Here is a 16,362-nt window from a genome sequence, read left to right on the forward strand (position 1 = left end):
GCGTCAGCGCGCGGCCGACTCGACCTCGGTCACGCCGGTGCGGAACCGCTCCAGCCGCTCCGGATCGACCTCGACGCCGAATCCGGGTCCGGTGGGAACGTCGACGACGCCGTCGTGCATGCGCATCGGCTCGGTGACGACGTCCTCGGTGTAGAACCGGTCCGAGCCGGAGATGTCGCCGGGCAGGGTGAAGCCCGGAAGTGCCGCGAGGGCCGCGTTGGCGGCTCGGCCGATGCCGGTCTCGAGCATCCCGCCGCACCACACCGCGACGCCGTGCGCCCGGGAGATGTCGTGGATGCGGCGGGCCTCGAGATACCCGCCCACGCGTCCCGGCTTGATGTTGATGACGGATGCCGCGCCCAGCGCGATCGCGTCGGCGGCGGCCTCGGCCGACACGACTGACTCGTCCAGGCACACCGGCGTGCTCATGCGTCGCGCCAGCTCGGCGTGCTGGCGGATGTCCGCCTCGCCGAGCGGCTGCTCGATGAGCAGCAGTCCGTGCTCGTCGAGCCGGCTCAGGTGCGCGGCATCCGCCAGGGTGTAGGCGGCGTTCGCGTCCACCTGGAACGGCAGGTCGTCGCCGAACGTTCGCCGCACCGCGGCGACCGGCGCCAGATCGGCGCCCGGCTGGATCTTGAGCTTGATGCGCGCATACCCCTGCTCCAGGTAGCCGCCCACGACGCGCACGGTCTCCTGCACCGAGTCCTGGATGCCGACCGACACACCGGACGGTACCGTCGGCGCCACGGCGCCGAGGTACGACGCGAATGAGCGGCCCTCCGCACGCAGCTGCGCGTCGAGCACGGCCATCTCCAGCGCGGCCTTGGCCATCTGATGCCCCACCACGTGCCGCAGCAGGTGCCCGACCGTCTCGGCGGTCACCTCGCCGGCGGCGATCAGGGCGGGGGCGAGCCACCGCTCGATCACGAGAGCCGCGCCGGCCAGGTGCTCGGGGGAGTACACCGGATCGGGCAGCGCGACGCTCTCGCCCCAGCCGATCGCGGTGCGACCGTCGGCGGTCCGCAGCCGCGCCTCCACGAGGAAGGTGCGCTTGACGGTCTGGGTGCCGAACGACGTGGTGAACGGCGCGACCAGAGGCATCTCGATGTGGTGCAGCAGCAGGCGCTCGAGCTTCACTGCGGCTCCCTTCTGCGCAGCACGTACTGCACTCCTGTGCGATCGCGGCGGGCCAGTCCGTCGACGGTCCAGCCGCGCGAGGTCAGATCTCCCAGGGCGCGGCGGGTCTGCTCGCGCCACCGCTGCGCCCGCGCCGGATCGTCATGGCGGATGCCCTCGATGTCGCCCGGCACGCTGATCAGCGCCAGCGGTGCGTCGTCATGCGGCGGGAGGTAGTCGGATGCCGCGCCCGCGACGTCGGCGACCACCGTGGCCGCACCGGGTACAGCCGGCTCGGGGCGGGTGGCGGAGGGCGGCGCCGCGGTCAGGTCCCACTCCACGAGCAGGCGGTCCGAGCCCTGACCGGCGTTGATGGCATCGGTCATCGGGCCGTAGAAGTCCGGCAGGTACTCCACCGGCAGGGCGCCGAGTCGGCGGATGTTGAAGAACGCGTTCCGCGCCACGAGCGGGTCGAAGGTCCACGTCATGGTCTCGATGCCGCGCTCCAGGCACCACGCCCGCTGCGCGAGCTTGACCGCGCGGCCCACGCCGCGGCCGGTGGCCGCGGGCAGCAGCCCGACGATGTGGGAGTGGAACGGTCGTCCCGGGGGACCGCACATGCCCATCGTCGCGCCGATCGGCTCGCCGTCCGCGGTCTCCACGACGGCGATCAGGTTGCCCCCGTGAGCGAGGGCCACGGCGACCGGCGTCTCGAACTGCGGGCGCTCCCACCCCCAGATCCTGCCCATCACCTGCAGCACGCGCTCGCACGCGGCGGCGTCGTCGGCCGGGACCAGCCGGATGCCCGCGGCCGCGCATGCGCCGTCGGCCAGCGCGCGCGCAGTCGACGCAGCGGTGTCGGTGCGCCGTGCGGCCTGGGCGCCGAGGATCGTGTCCATGTCGTCCAGCATTCTCATCCGCGCCGTCTTGTAGTTTGTGCGATCGGCCAAACCGCGACGTCTTCTTCGTTGCGAAGCACTAACCCCGTGCCGCCGGTCCCGCGTAGCTTCAAGCCATGGCAACCCCTACACTCACTCGAGCGGATGCCGCGGAGATCCGCGACTGGATGCGCTCCGAACTTCCCCGTCTGCTGCAGGAGCACGGCGTGCCTGCTGCGTCGGCCGGTGTGCTGATGGACGGCGAGATCGTCGACGCCGCGGCCGGCACGCTGCACCTCGGCACCGGCGTCGAGGCCGACACCGCCTCGCTGTTCCAGATCGGCTCGATCACCAAGGTGTGGACCGCCACACTGGTGATGCAGCTCGTCGATGAGGGCCTCGTCGATCTGGACGAGCCCGTCCGCACCTACCTGCCGGAGTTCGTCATCGCCGACGAGCAGGCGGCCGCGGTCATCACCGTCCGTCAGCTGCTCACGCATCGCGCCGGCTTCGAGGGCGACTACTTCACCGACACCGGCCGCGGCGACGACTGCGTGCAGAAGTACGTCGCGACCCTGTCCGTCGCTCCGCAGCTGTTCGAGCCCGGCACCCAGTTCTCCTACAACAACGCCGGGTACATCGTGCTCGGCCGGCTCATCGAGGTGCTGCGCGGCGCCCCGTGGGAGCAGGTGCTCACCGAGCGCCTGCTCGCGCCGCTGGGGCTGACGGATGCCGCCCCCGGCCCGTACGAGGCGATCATGCACCGGGTCGCCCAGGGCCACATCCCGGCCGGCGAGAATGGTGCTCTCGTCCCGGCTCCGGTCTGGTCGCTCGCCCGCTCGAACGGTCCGGCCGGAGCCACCCTCGCCATGAGCGCAGCGAACCTGCTGGCGTTCGCGCGCATGCACATCGACGGCGGCACGGCCGCCGACGGCACCCGCGTGCTCTCCGAGAAGTCCGTCGTCGACATGCAGCAGCCGCAGGTGAAGGTTCCCTACGTCGCTCTGCTGGGTGAGTCGTGGGGGCTGGGCTGGGAGCTCGACCCGAGCCCGGCCGGACCGATGGTCTCGCACGACGGCAGCACGATCGGGCAGAACGCGTACCTGCGCGTGATCCCCTCGATGGGCATCGCCGTGGCGCTCCTGGGCAACGGCGGCGACTCCTACAGCCTGGCGCGCGCCCTGTTCGGAGAGCTCCTGCAGAGGCTCACCGGACACGCCGACGTGCTCCCCGCCATCGCCGACGCCGCCGATGCCGGCCCGGATCCGGATGCCGAGCGCGCGGCGGCCTTCGTCGGCACCTACTCCGCCTCGGTCATGGACCTCATCGTGAGCCGTGACGACGACGGCGCACTGTGGGTGCAGACCGTGCCCAAGGACGCGATGGCGGAACTGGCCGGCACGGAGCCGCCCGAGCGCGTCGCCCCGTACGGCGAGCACGGACTCATCCCCACCGGCGGCGACGGCGGACCGGTGATGGTCTACGCCTTCCTCGAACCCGGCGAAGACGGCCGCTACGGCTTCCTGCACTGCGGGCGGGCGCTGCCCCGCTCGGCCTGACCCGAACCACGAGCCCGAATCGAGACATCATGATCGCCCGACTCCGCACGCGCGGCCTCGCTCTGAGCGGCCTGGCCCTGACCGGCGCACTGGTGCTGACCTCCTGCTCCGGCGACGCCGGGTCACCGAAGACCGACTTCGTCGACGGCGGCACCTTCGTGCTCGCGATCTCGACGGACATCGGCTCGCTCGACCCGCATCTCAGCGCCACCAGCGCGTCGCTCGCGGCGTCGCGGTTCGCGTACGACCCGCTGGTGAACACCACCGAGGAGGGCGAGATCGTCTCGGGGCTGGCGGAGAAGTGGGACGTCGACGGCACGACCGTCACCTTCACCCTGCGTGATGACGTCACCTGCTCGGACGGCAGCGAGTTCACGGCATCCACCGTCAAGGGCAACCTCGACTTCATCGCCGACCCCGCCAACGCGAGCCCGCTGCTGGGCGCATTCGTGCCGGGCGGCGTCACGGTGGCGGCCGACGACGCGGCCCGCACCGTGACGCTCACCCTGGCCTCGCCCTCGCCGTTCGTGCTGCAGGGGCTGTCGAACGTCGGCCTGGTCTGCGACGCGGGCCTGGCCGACCGCAGCACACTGGTCACGGCGACCGACGGCACCGGACCGTTCACCCTGGACGAGGCCGTGTCGAACGACCACTACTCCTACGCCGTGCGCGAGGACTACGCGTGGGGGCCGGACGGCGCCGGCACCGATCAGGCGGGCACCCCGGCGGTGGTCGACCTCAAGGTGATCCCCAACGAGACCACGGCGGCGAACCTGCTGGTGGCCGGCGACATCAATGCCGCGCGGATCATCGGCCCCGACGCCGATCGGCTGGCGGGCAAGGAGACGGTCTCCAGCGAGGCCGTCATCGGCGAGACGTGGTTCAACCAGGCCGACGGCCGCCTCACCGCCGACCTGGCCGTGCGCACCGCGCTCACGCAGGCGCTCGACCTGGACGAGCTCGCGAACGTCATCTCGTCGGGCAAGGGCAAGCGCGCCACGCAGCTCGCCGTCGCCGCGCCCGCAGCGTGCGTGGGCGGGGACTTCACCTCGGAGATCCCGGCGTTCTCGGCCGATGACGCCGCGGCCACGCTGGAGCAGGCCGGCTGGGAGCGCTCCGGCGACGGGTGGCAGAAGGACGGCCAGCCGCTCTCGATCGCGTTCATCCACGACTCCTCGCTCGGTCAGGGCGGTGCCGCTGCCGCCGAACTGGTCACCGCCGCGTGGAAGAAGCTCGGCGTCGACCTGGACGTGCGCACGATGCCGACCGACGAGCTCTCCGGCGTGCTGTTCGGCGGCGGAGCCTGGGATGTCGTCTGGGAGCCGCTGAACGTGAACAGCCCCGATCAGCTGCTCGGCTTCCTCGCCGGGCCCGGGCCCGCGGACGGCGGCACGAACTTCGCCTCGATCAGCAACGACGAGTACGCGTCTCTGACGGCTGAGGCGATGACGCTGCCCGGCACGGATGGCTGCGACACCTGGTTCGAGGCCGAGAAGGCCCTGGTGAAGAATCTCGACGTGCTGCCCTTCGGTCTGAACGTGCTGCCGATGTACGCATCCGGCGCGGAGTTCGCCGGTGCCGATACCATCGTCCCGACCAGCATCCGACTCATCGGCTGATCGGAACCACGTGGCGATCCTCAGCGAGACGACGGCGTCCGCATCCGGCATGCGGACGCCGCGTCAGCCCCTGCTGCACAACCGGTGGCTGCGGTTCGCCGGCCGTCGCGGCGGGCGGCTGCTGGTCTCGCTGTGGGTGCTGGCGACCGCCGCGTTCCTGATGATCCACCTGGTGCCGGGCGACCCGGTGCGGGCCGCGCTCGGCCCGACCGCGACCCCCGCCCTCATCGAGCAGACCAGGCGCAACTTCGGGCTCGCCGATCCGCTCTGGGAGCAGTACCTCCGCTTTCTCGGCGGCATCTTCACCGGCGACCTCGGGATGTCGATCCAGTACCGCCTGCCGGTGGCCGACATCATCGGCGACCGGCTGCCGGCCACCGTGACGCTGGGCGTCGCAGGCTTCGTGGTCGCCGTGCTCATCGCCATCCCGCTCGGGGCCCTCGTCGCCGTGGCCACCCGCCGCGGTCGCCGCCGGGGGCTGGAGCTGGGATTCGCGTCGACGAGCGTGGTCGTCGGCACCATTCCCGACTTCCTGGTCGGCGTCGCCCTGGTGTGGATCTTCTCGGTCACACTGAAGTGGCTGCCGGTGGCCGGCGCCGACGGCGCGGAGTCGTACATCCTCCCCGTGATCGCCCTGTCGGTGGGTCCGGCGGCCGTCCTGGCCAGGATCGTGCGGGTCGAGCTGCTGGCCGCGCTGGATGCCGACTACGTGCGCACCGCGCGCGCCAAGCGACTGTCCCCGGGACGGGTCGTGCTGCGGCACGCCGTCCCCAACGCCGTCACCGCCTCGCTCACGCTGGGCGGGCTGCTGCTCGGCTCCATGGTGGCCGGGACCGTGCTGGTCGAGAACGTGTTCGCCTGGCCGGGCATCGGGTCGACGGTGGCCGGGTCCATCCTCGGCAAGGACTATCAGCTCGTGCAGGGCATCGTGCTCGTCTACGGGGTCGGCGTGCTGCTGGCCAACACCGTCGTCGACATCGCGCTGGCGGTGCTCGATCCGCGCTCGACCATCCTCGACGAGGCGGGAGGCGTCTCATGACCCGCCGTCTGGCCGTGCTGCGCAGTCCGCTCGCCGCGGGCGCGATCATCGCTCTCGTCGTCGTGCTGCTGGTCGCCGTCCTCGCGCCGCTGCTGTGGGGCGAGGCGGCCGTGCAGACGGACACCTCCGACATCAACGCGGCGCCGTCGGCGCAGCATCCGATCGGCACCGACGCGGTGGGGCGCGATCTGCTGCTGCGCACGCTGGTGGCCACCCGGCTCACGGTCGTGCTGGCGCTCGGCGCCACGGGGATCGCCCTCGTGATCGGCGTCATCCTGGGTGCGGCCCCGCTGCTGCTGGGGCGGGCCGGCGGGCGCCTCGTGATCGCCGTCGTGAACATCGCGGTGGCCTTCCCCGGCATCCTGCTGGCACTGTTCCTGGCGACCGTGCTGGGCGTGGGCGAGTGGTCCACCATGTGGGCGATCGGCATCGCCGGCGCCCCGTCGTTCGGCCGGTTCTGCCAGACCCTGATCGCCGGCATCCTCGATCGCGACTACATCGCCGCCGCGCGGATCTCCGGCCTCGGCCGGGTGCGCCTGCTCACCCGTCACGTGCTGCCGAACATCGCCGAGCCGCTGATCGTCAACGCCACGATCGCCGCCGGCAGCTGCCTGCTGGCCTTCGCGGGCCTGTCCTTCCTGGGGCTGGGCGTGCAGGCGCCGGCCTACGACTGGGGCCGTCTCATGCTCGAGGGCCTGGGCCGCATCTACGTCAACCCGCTCGCTGCGCTCGCGCCTGGGATCGCGGTGGTCATCGCCGGCCTCGCGTTCAACCTCACCGGCGAGGCGCTCGCCAAGGTCTACTCGGTCGCCGCGATGCCCGGCGCTCTGCTCGGCGTCCGCCGCCAGGCCGCGCGCAGGCGCACCCATGCGGCCCCCGACGCCGCTGCCGCCGCGGATGCCGCCGAAGCCGTGCTCGACGTGCGCGACCTGCGGGTGGAGCTGCCGGGCGGCGCCGCCCCGGTGCGCGGCGTCGATCTGCGGATCGGCGTGCAGGACGCCGTCGGCATCGTCGGCGAGTCCGGGTCGGGCAAGTCGCTCACGGCGCTCGCCATCGCCCAGCTGGTCGAGGAGCCGCTGCGCGTGCAGGCCGACGCGATCCGCTTCGCCGGCGCCGATCTCGCCGTCGCACCGCGCACGCCTCGCGAGGCGGCCGAGCGACGCGCGCTGCTGGGCACCGCGCTCGCGATGGTCTTCCAGGATCCGATGACCTCGTTCAACCCCACCATGCGCATGGGCGTGCAGCTGGCGGAGGTGTCGCGCTTCCACGGCGGGATGTCGTGGAAGCAGGCGCTGCAGCGGGCCGTGCAGCGCCTGGGGGCCGTGAGCATCTCGCAGCCCGAGCGCCGCGCCAGGCAGTACCCGCACGAGTTCTCGGGCGGCATGCGCCAGCGCGCGATGATCGCGATGGGCGTGATGGCCGCACCGCGCCTGGTGATCGCCGACGAGCCCACGACGGCGCTGGATGTGACCGTGCAGAAGCAGGTGCTCGAGCTGCTGGGCCGGGTGCGGGCGGAGAACGGCGCTGCCCTGCTGCTGATCAGCCACGACGTGGCCGTTGTCAGAGCGGTGTGCGACCGCATCGTCGTGATGTACGCGGGCCGCATCGTGGAGGAGCTCCGGGCCGATCGGCTGGCCGAGGACGCACAGCATCCGTACACCCGCGCGCTGATCGCCGCCGTGCCCGACATGCGCACCGACCGCACCCTGCCGCTGGCGACGATCCCCGGCCGTCCGGTCGACCCGTCGCAGGTGCCGGTCGGCTGCGCGTACGCGGCCCGCTGCCCGTTCGCCACCGACCGCTGCCGCACCGAGGATCCGGCGCTCGCCGAGGCGGCGCCCGGCCACCGCGTCGCGTGCTGGAATCCCGTGCTCCCCGGGCAGGTGGATGCCGGACGCATCTCGGATGCCGTGCGGCCGGCGACCACGGCATCCACCACCGAGACCGACCGTGTGGGGAGCGCGACCCGATGAGCGCACTGAGCATCGACGACCTCGTGGTCCGGTACGGGCACGGAGCGAACGCGACCGTGGCCGTCGACGGCGTGAGCCTGACCGTGCCGCACGGCGAGGTCGTGGGCCTGGTGGGCGAGTCCGGGTCGGGCAAGTCCACGGTGGCCAGGGCCATCGTGGGGCTGGCCAGGCCGGCATCCGGCAGCATCCTGCTCAACGGCGCACCCGTGCCGCGCCGCGGGCGCCGCAGCGTGCAGATGGTGTTCCAGGACCCGCAGTCCTCGCTCGACCCGCGGATGAGCGTCGCGCGGTCGATCGCCGAGGCGTTCGGGCCCGAGGTGCCGCGCGCCGATCGCCCGGCGGAGATCTCGCGGCTGCTGGAGCTGGTGCACCTGGACCCCGCCCGTGCTGCCGCCCGGCCGAGCGAGCTGTCCGGCGGCCAGCGCCAGCGCGTGGCGATCGCCCGCGCCCTCGCCGCCCGGCCCGAGGTGATCATCGCCGACGAGATCACCTCGGCGCTGGACGTGTCGGTGCAGGGCGCCGTGCTCAACCTGGTGCGCGACCTGCAGCGCGAGCTGGGCCTGTCGATGCTGTTCATCTCGCACAACCTCGCCGTGGTGCGCTACGTCGCCTCGACCGTCGCGGTCATGCGCGGCGGGCGCATCGTCGAGCAGGGCCCCGTCGAGCAGATCCTGGAATCCCCCGAACACCCCTACACGCGCGAGCTTCTGGCCGCCGTGCCCGAATCCCTGAGGAGTGCATCATGACCGACACCACTGTCGACGCCGTCCGCACCGACGCCGTCCGCATCGACGCCGACCACTGGCGAGAGCGGCTCGCCGAGCTCGCCGCCGCGCACGGCGTGCCCGGGGCGCAGCTGGGCATCCTGCGCGTGGGCGCGCAGGGCCGTGACGACGAGCAGGTGGTGGTCTCGACCGGCCACCTGCACGTGCCCGCGCAGATCCCCGTGCGCGACGACGCGGTGTTCCAGATCGGCTCGATCTCGAAGGTGTGGACCGCCACAGTGGCCATGCAGCTGGTGGACGAGGGCCTGATCGGCCTCGACCAGCCGATCATCGAGGTGCTCCCCGACTTCCGCCTGGCCGACATGGACGTGGCAGCCCAGGTGACCCTGCGCCACCTGCTCACGCACACCAGCGGGCTCGACGGCGACGTGTTCACCGACACCGGCCGCGGCGACGACACCATCGAGAAGTACGTGGGGCTGCTCGAGCAGCAGACCCAGAACCATCCGATCGGCGCGACCTGGTCGTACTGCAACGCCGGGTTCGTGGTCGTCGGCCGGCTGATCGAGGTGCTCACCGGCAAGACGTGGGATGCCGCGATGCGCGAGCGCCTGTACGAGCCGCTGGGACTCACCGACACGGTGACCCTGCCCGAGGATGCCATCCTGCGCCCGGTGGCGGTCGGGCACGTCGACGGCCCCGACGGCCCGGACGGCCCGCCGCAGGTGGCACCGGCGTGGATGCTGCCCCGCCCGCTCGGCCCCGCCGGGCTGATCACCAGCCGTGCCTCCGACGTGCTCGCGTTCGCCCGGATGCACCTGGCCGGCGGTGTCGCCGCGGACGGCACCCGGGTGCTGTCCGACGCGCTGGTCGCCGACATGCAGGCGCTGCACGCCGACGTTCCCGAGAAGCACTCGCTGGGCGACTCGTGGGGGCTGGGCTGGATCCGCTTCGGCTGGAACGGCGACCGCCTAATCGGCCACGACGGCAACACGATCGGGCAGGCGGCGTTCCTGCGCCTGCTCCCCGAGCAGGGCCTGGCGGTCACGCTGCTCACCAACGGCGGACACACCCGCGACCTGTACATGGACCTGTATCGCGAGATCTTCGACGAGCTCGCCGGGGTGCGCATGGCGGGCACGCTCGAGCCCTCGCCGGATGCCGTGGCCGACGTCACGCCGTACCTCGGTGCCTACGAGCGCGCGTCAGTGCGCATGGAGGTGCTCCCCGCGCAGGAGCCGGGCGAGCAGCCCATCCTGCGCGCGATCTCGACCTGGAGCATCGACGACGGCGAGTCGGAGGTGACCGACTTCCCGCTGCACGCCGTCGAGCCCGGCCTGTTCGCCACGCGGGCACCGGGGACGGAGACCTGGATGGGCGTGAAGTTCTACACGCTGCCCACCGGCGAGGAGTACGTGCACTTCGGGGCGCGCGCGACGCCGAAGGTCTCCTGACCGTGGGGTCCGTGCTGCTCTCGCGGGGGCGGGTGATCGATCCGGAATCCGGCCGCGACGAGGTCGCCGACGTGCTCGTGCGCGACGGCACGGTCACCGCGATCGGCGACCTGCCGATGGATGCCGCCGACACGGTCGTCGACGTGAGCGGCCGCGTCGTCGGGCCGGGCTTCATCGACCTGCACAGCCACGTGAACAGCATCGCCGGTCAGCGTCTGCAGGCGATGGACGGCGTGACCACGGCGCTGGAGCTGGAGGCCGGCCTGCTGCCGGTCGCTCGCGCGTACGAGCGCGCCGCCGATGAGGGACGGCCGTTGAACTACGGCTTCTCCGCGTCGTGGGGGCTGGCCAGGGCCGAGGAGCTGCTGGGCTGGCGCTTCGACGGCGCCGACCTGGCCGGATCCCTCGCCATGCTCGGAGAGGCGGCGTGGCAGTCGGACTCGACGCCCGCGCAGCTGCGCGGCTGGCTGGGACGGCTGGAGAGCGAGCTCGCCGACGGCGCGCTGGGCATCGGCATCCTGATGGGATACGCACCCGGCACCGATCCCGAGGAGTACCGCGCCACCTCGCGCCTGGCCGCGGCGATGGGCGCACCCACCTTCACGCACGTGCGCGAGATCGTCGAGGCCGACCCGTCCACCCCGATCGACGGAACGCTCGAGGCCGCGCAGGCGGCGATGGACTTCGGCGGCCGCGTGCACCACTGTCACGTCAACAGCACGTCGCGCCGGCACATCGAGCGCACGCTGGGCACCATCGACGCCGCGCGCAGCGGCGGTGCGGCGATCACGGTGGAGACGTATCCCTACGGGGCGGGCAGCACCGGCATCGGCGCGGCCTTCCTCGCCCCCGAGCGGCTTCCCGCCTGGGGGGTGCGCCCGCAGAACCTCGTGCTGCTGGGCACGGGGGAACGGGTCGCCGACGCCGCACGGCTGCGCGAGCTGCGGGCGGTCGATCCCGGTGCGGTGTGCGTGGTCGAGTTCCTCGACGAGCGCGACGACGCGGATGCCGAGCTGCTGCGCCGATCGCTGGAGTACCCCGACGGCATCGTCGCCTCGGACGCCATGCACGTGGAGTGGCCGGACGGCGCCACGGAGTCGCGCGAATGGCCGCTGCCGGAGGGCGGGCAGACCCACCCGCGCACGGCGGGCACGTTCGCTCGGTCGCTGCGGGTGATGGTGCGCGAGCACGGGCTGTGGAGCTGGACGGAGGCGTTCCGGCGCTGCAGCCTGCTGCCGGCCGGGGTGCTGGCCGACCTGGTGCCCGACTTCACGCGCAAGGGAAGGCTGTCGGTGGGAGCCGACGCCGATCTGGTGGTGATCGATCCGCAGCGCGTGAGCGATCGCGCGACGTTCCAGGACCCGACGCGCACGTCCGTCGGCATCGAGCAGCTGCTCGTCGACGGCGAGTTCGTGGTGCGCGACGGCGACCTCGTGGGGGACGCCTATCCGGGGCGCGGCCTGCGCGGGCGAGTCCGGTGAGCGTGCATCCCACGGTGGCCTGGGCACGCGACGCGTTGCCGACGATGCTGACCGACATCGAGCGGCTGGTGCGCTGCGAGTCGCCGTCCGCGGATGCCGAGGCGGTGGAGCGCTCGGCCGGCGTCGTGTCGGCGATCGGCGCGCGGCTCCTGGGTGTGCAGCCCGAGCGCATCGTGATCGACGGCTGCGTGCATCTGCGCTGGCGGCTCGGTGCGCGCGACCCGGGTGCAGCCAGGGTGCTGCTGCTCGCGCATCACGACACGGTGTGGCCGATCGGCTCGCTGCAGACGCATCCCTTCGGGATCGCTGACGGCGTGATGCGCGGACCGGGATGCTTCGACATGCTCACCGGCCTGGTGATGGCCCTGCACGCGGCGGCGCACGTCGCGGCCGGGTTCGCCGCGCGGCCGGACGCGGCGATCACCCTGCTGGTCACCGGTGACGAGGAGCTCGGCTCGCCCAGCTCGCGCGCGCTCATCGAGCAGGAGGCGGCCGGATGCCGTGCGGCCCTGGTGCTCGAGGCATCCGGCGACGGCGGTGCCATCAAGACCGGCCGCAAGGGCGTATCGCTGTACCGGATCGGGATCACCGGCCGGGCGGCGCACGCCGGCCTGGAGCCGCTGCGCGGTCGCAACGCCACCGTCGAGCTCGCGCATCAGGTGCTCGCCGTTGCCGCGCTGGCGGATGCCGAGGCGGAGACCACCGTCACCCCGACGGTGGCCCGCAGCGGCCGCACGACCAACACGGTGCCCGACGGCGCGGAGTTCAGCGTGGACGTGCGCGCCCTCACCGCCGCCGAGCAGCGTCGGGTGGATGCCGCGATCCGCGCCCTCCCGCCCGCGGCCGGATGCACGATCGAGGTGCAGGGCGGAATCAACCGTCCGCCGCTGGAGCCGGCGTCGTCGCAGCGGCTGTGGTCCGAGGCGACCGCGGCGGCGCAGCGGCTGGGTCTGCCCGCGCTGCACGACGTGACCGTCGGCGGCGCGTCCGACGGCAACTTCACCGCCGGGATGGGGGTTCCCACGCTCGACGGACTGGGCGCCGTTGGCGGCGGGGCGCACGCCGACGACGAGCACGTCATCGTCGGCGAGATCCCCGGGCGCACGGCGCTGCTGGCGGAGCTGATCCAGCGGGCGCTGGCCGCACCCGACGCCTGAACGCCGCGCTCAGGCGGGTGGCAGCCGCAGCACGTTCGACTCGCCGCCGGTGACGTCGTCGGCGATGCGGATGCTGCGGGCGAGGTCATCCAGCGCACGCTCGAGCGTTCCGAAGCGCTCGCGGTCGCCGCACACGGCGGTGAGCGTGATCAGATGCGTTCCGGTGTCCCACGTGTACGTCGCCGACGGCGGGGATGCCGGTCGGGCCGGCATCGCCATGAGCAGCTTCTCTCCCACGCCCAGCGGGGTGGGGAAGTCCTCGGTGTCGTCGTACTCCATCGGCATCGACGCGCGCGCCATGCGCAGGTGCGGGGTGAGCTCCTGCGCGGTCGCCATCGCCACGACCAGCTCGGGCTCGGCTCTCCAGGTCCACGCCAGCACCCGGCCGTCCGCTCGGCGCATCGCCAGCGGGATGGCCTGGCTGGCCAGCCAGCTGCCGAACCGGGCTCCCGGGAGCGAGTCGCGTCCGATGCCGGCGCCGGCCTGGGCCATCAGCATCCGGATCGCGGCCTTGCGGTGGCGTCGTCCGGTGAATCCGAGCGAGCCGGTGACCGGGATCCACAGCGACGGGTCGGCGGAGGAGATCAGGCGCATGCCACCACGGTACGGCCGCTCGCCCAGGAAGCGCTGGGAGCGGATTCCCAGCCCGCCGCCTCCGCGCTCGACCGGGTGCGCTCGGGTAGAGTTGCCAGCGCCCGAAACGCCCCACGAGGTCTCTCCGAGCGCTACAGATAGGCAGCCCCTCCGTGACATCCTCCGACGATCGCCGGCCGTTGAAGATCCTCATCGGCTGCGACACGTTCGCGCCCGACATCAACGGCGCCGCCCGGTTCGCCGAGCGCCTCGCAGCAGGCCTGGTCGAGCGCGGTCACGACGTGCACGTCGTGGCGCCGAACACCGCCTACCGGCGCTCCGCGACGCACACCGAGATCATCGAGGGCGAGCCGCTGACCATGCACCGCCTGCCGGCCGTGCGCTGGCTGCCGCACGACTGGCTGCGGTTCGTGTGGCCGTGGCGCTCGAAGCACTACGCCCGCAAGGTGCTCGACGAGGTGCAGCCGGACGTCGTGCACATCCAGTCGCACATCGTGATCGGCCGTGGTCTCGCGCGGATCGCGCACCAGCGCGGCATCCCGGTGGTGGCGACCAATCACGTCATGGCCGAGAACATCCTCGACCACACCACCATGCCCGACTTCATCAACCGGATCGTGCTCAAGCTCGCCTGGGACGACGCCGAGCGCACCTTCGGCCTCACCCGCGCGGTGACCACCCCCACCCGCAAGGCCGCCGACTTCCTCGAGCGCACGATCGACATCTCCGGGGTGGTGCCGGTCAGCTGCGGCATCGACCGCCGCAACTACACCCCGGTCATCGGCCCGCGCGAGCGCAATCGCATCCTGTTCGTCGGGCGCCTCACCGGCGAGAAGAAGGTCGACGTCGTGCTGCACGCCCTGGCGAAGCTCGACCCGGCGCTGGACGCGCACTTCGACATCGCAGGGGGTGGCGACCAGCGCAAGGCGCTGGAGGCACTGACCGCGCAGCTGGGCCTCGAGGACCGCGTCACCTTCCACGGGCGGGTCACCGACGAGCAGCTGCGCGAGCTGTACTCGCAGGCGTCCGTGTTCGCCATCGCGTCGATCGCCGAGCTGCAGTCGATCGTGACGATGGAGGCCATGGCATCCGCCCTGCCCGTCGTCGGAGCCGATGCCGTCGCCCTGCCGCACCTCGTGCACGACGGCGAGAACGGCTACCTGTTCGAGCCGGGGAACGTCGACGACCTCGTCGACAAGCTCACCCGCGTGCTCACGGCCGCGCCCGAGGAGTACGAGCGGATGCAGCGCGCCTCACTGGACGGTGTGGCCGTGCACGACATCACCCGCACCCTCGACACCTTCGAGGCGCTCTACCGCGACGAGCCGCTTCCGCAGTGACGGGCGCTGCGGGTGATCACAGCAGGCCGTACATCAGGTTCGTCACGAACCCGAGCACGGTGCTGAGCACCTCTATGCCGCCGATGCCGATCGCGACCCCGGCCAGCACGGGCTGAGCGCCGCGGCGGGCCGCGATCAGCCCCAGGATCAGTGCGATTGCGCCGAGCACCAGCCCCAGCAGCGACCGCGCGATCGAGACCGTCTCGTACAGGCCGTACTGCCCGCGCAGATTCATGATCACGATCGGCGTGATCAGCGTGAAGATCAGTCCGATGCCCGCGGCGACGAGGGCGATGATGAAGGCGGTGCGCCCCAGTGACCCGGCGGATGCGGGCGCGGCGTAGCCCTGCTGCGGGTACGACTGCTGCGGGTAGCCCTGCTGCGGGTAGCCCTGCGCGTACGTCTGCTGAGGGTAGGACTGCTGCGGGTAGCCCTGCTGCGCCGGCTGCACGTAGGGCGGCTGCGCGTACTCGGTCTGGTGCGGCTGCTGGGGCTGGGCCTGCTCGGGCTGGGCCTGCTGGGGGTCGCTCATGCGATCGAGACTACGGCAGAACCTCCGCGGGCGAACCCGCCGAACCGGTCGCGGTTCAGTTCCAGTGGCCGGGCTCGGCGAGCACGTGGGAGTGCACGTCCACGGCATCCGCCGAGACCTCAGCCGTGCAGTACAGCAGCGACTCGGTCGGGTAGCCGTGCGCGTTGTTGTCGCGGATGATCGCCCGATCATCCGCGGGGGAGAGGCGGGCGCTCTCGGCGAGCAGCGCGACCCACCGCTCGGCCCAGTCGCCGGCATCCGTGGCGGCGGCGGTGAAGCGCGGCAGCCACATTCCGATGCGTGCCGTGCGCGGGTCGTCCAGGTCGTCGTGGGCGATCATGTGCACGCCGTGCGGCACCGGGGTCTCGCGCAGCGTCGCGCCGTCCCAGTGCAGCACCCGCGAGGCGGACGGCGTGACCTCGAGCAGGTTGAAGCCGTGCATCCGCAGCGGTGCACGCGGCGACCGCCCCACCACCGACTCCAGCGCGAGCGAGCCGCGTGAGAGCACGTCCGCTTCCGGCAGATCCAGGATGTCGGCACGGTTGAGCAGCACGGCGAGCCGGCGGGTGCCCGGGTCGATCGCCAGCCAGGCACCGCCCGCTCGGCGATCCCGAATGCCGACCACACCCGGGTGCTGGTTCGGCCACCAAGCGCCCAGATCGTCCCACGGGCGCGACGGGTCCTCGTCGCGCACGGCCAGCAGCCGCGCACCGGCCTCCGACACATCGATCACCACCGTGCACACGGCGCCAGTCTAGGGCGGTGCGCACGCGGCGGTCATACGCGAGCCTGCGCCATAACTCCGGAGATCTGCACGGTTCTGGGGTGATTACGGGCCGGAATGCTCGCAAATGGGCTGGTTCTCCGGAGTTATGGCGGCCGACCGACCTTGCCG

At 72.3% G+C, this 16,362-nt stretch carries 14 protein-coding genes; 9 read left to right on the plus strand and 5 right to left on the minus strand.

Annotated elements, in window-relative coordinates; translation table 11 throughout:
- Positions 1–3 precede the first annotated feature (3 nt).
- Positions 4–1,137 carry an o-succinylbenzoate synthase gene (gene menC, locus Q9R19_RS10020; RefSeq protein WP_311256241.1) on the minus strand — a complete coding sequence of 378 codons (1,134 nt, stop codon included), beginning with the start codon at positions 1,135–1,137 and terminating at the stop codon, positions 4–6.
- Positions 1,134–2,033, minus strand: coding sequence for a hypothetical protein (locus Q9R19_RS10025; protein WP_311256242.1), 900 nt, complete (start codon positions 2,031–2,033; stop codon positions 1,134–1,136). Before Q9R19_RS10025 ends, menC begins: the two co-directional genes overlap by 4 nt.
- Positions 2,034–2,131: 98 nt before the next feature.
- Here Q9R19_RS10025 and Q9R19_RS10030 point away from each other — a divergent pair, with 98 nt between their 5' ends.
- From Q9R19_RS10030 to Q9R19_RS10065, 8 genes are read left to right on the plus strand one after another with little or no spacing between them, the layout of a single operon-like run.
- Positions 2,132–3,553 carry a serine hydrolase gene (locus Q9R19_RS10030; protein ID WP_311256243.1) on the plus strand — a complete coding sequence of 474 codons (1,422 nt, stop codon included), beginning with the start codon at positions 2,132–2,134 and terminating at the stop codon, positions 3,551–3,553.
- A gap of 29 nt (positions 3,554–3,582) precedes the next feature.
- Positions 3,583–5,172, plus strand: coding sequence for an ABC transporter substrate-binding protein (locus Q9R19_RS10035; RefSeq protein ID WP_311256244.1), 1,590 nt, complete (start codon positions 3,583–3,585; stop codon positions 5,170–5,172).
- A gap of 10 nt (positions 5,173–5,182) precedes the next feature.
- Positions 5,183–6,211, plus strand: a complete 1,029-nt coding sequence (locus Q9R19_RS10040; protein ID WP_311256245.1) for an ABC transporter permease — start codon at positions 5,183–5,185, stop codon at positions 6,209–6,211.
- Positions 6,208–8,184, plus strand: a complete 1,977-nt coding sequence (locus Q9R19_RS10045; RefSeq protein WP_311256246.1) for a dipeptide/oligopeptide/nickel ABC transporter permease/ATP-binding protein — start codon at positions 6,208–6,210, stop codon at positions 8,182–8,184. The genes Q9R19_RS10040 and Q9R19_RS10045 overlap by 4 nt, the downstream gene beginning before the upstream one ends.
- The gene (locus Q9R19_RS10050) at positions 8,181–8,930 is read left to right on the plus strand and encodes an ABC transporter ATP-binding protein (protein WP_311256247.1); all 750 of its coding nucleotides are present in this window, start codon (positions 8,181–8,183) and stop codon (positions 8,928–8,930) included. Before Q9R19_RS10045 ends, Q9R19_RS10050 begins: the two co-directional genes overlap by 4 nt.
- A complete protein-coding gene (locus tag Q9R19_RS10055) occupies positions 8,927–10,363 on the plus strand; it encodes a serine hydrolase domain-containing protein (protein WP_311256248.1) in 1,437 nt (478 codons plus the stop codon). The genes Q9R19_RS10050 and Q9R19_RS10055 overlap by 4 nt, the downstream gene beginning before the upstream one ends.
- Before the next feature lie 11 nt (positions 10,364–10,374).
- Entirely contained in the window at positions 10,375–11,844 is a 1,470-nt protein-coding gene (locus tag Q9R19_RS10060; RefSeq protein WP_311256249.1) for an amidohydrolase family protein, read from the plus strand.
- Positions 11,841–13,001, plus strand: coding sequence for a M20/M25/M40 family metallo-hydrolase (locus tag Q9R19_RS10065; protein ID WP_311256250.1), 1,161 nt, complete (start codon positions 11,841–11,843; stop codon positions 12,999–13,001). Before Q9R19_RS10060 ends, Q9R19_RS10065 begins: the two co-directional genes overlap by 4 nt.
- Positions 13,002–13,010: 9 nt before the next feature.
- Here Q9R19_RS10065 and Q9R19_RS10070 read toward each other — a convergent pair whose 3' ends face one another.
- Positions 13,011–13,595: a hypothetical protein gene (locus tag Q9R19_RS10070; protein ID WP_311256251.1), complete on the minus strand. Its 585-nt coding sequence runs from the start codon at positions 13,593–13,595 to the stop codon at positions 13,011–13,013.
- A gap of 152 nt (positions 13,596–13,747) precedes the next feature.
- Here Q9R19_RS10070 and Q9R19_RS10075 point away from each other — a divergent pair, with 152 nt between their 5' ends.
- The gene (locus Q9R19_RS10075; protein ID WP_311256252.1) at positions 13,748–14,935 is read left to right on the plus strand and encodes a glycosyltransferase; all 1,188 of its coding nucleotides are present in this window, start codon (positions 13,748–13,750) and stop codon (positions 14,933–14,935) included.
- A gap of 16 nt (positions 14,936–14,951) precedes the next feature.
- Here the strand turns inward: Q9R19_RS10075 and Q9R19_RS10080 are convergent, their stop codons facing one another.
- Together Q9R19_RS10080 and Q9R19_RS10085 are read right to left on the minus strand one after the other, a co-directional pair.
- Positions 14,952–15,467 (minus strand): hypothetical protein, encoded by a 516-nt coding sequence (locus tag Q9R19_RS10080; protein WP_311256253.1) that lies wholly within the window; start codon positions 15,465–15,467, stop codon positions 14,952–14,954.
- Between the two features lie 55 nt (positions 15,468–15,522).
- Entirely contained in the window at positions 15,523–16,212 is a 690-nt protein-coding gene (locus tag Q9R19_RS10085; RefSeq protein ID WP_311256254.1) for an NRDE family protein, read from the minus strand.
- Between the last annotated feature and the right edge of the window lie 150 nt (positions 16,213–16,362).

The sequence above is a fragment of the Microbacterium sp. ARD32 genome (assembly GCF_031844385.1).
GTDB lineage: Bacteria > Actinomycetota > Actinomycetes > Actinomycetales > Microbacteriaceae > Microbacterium.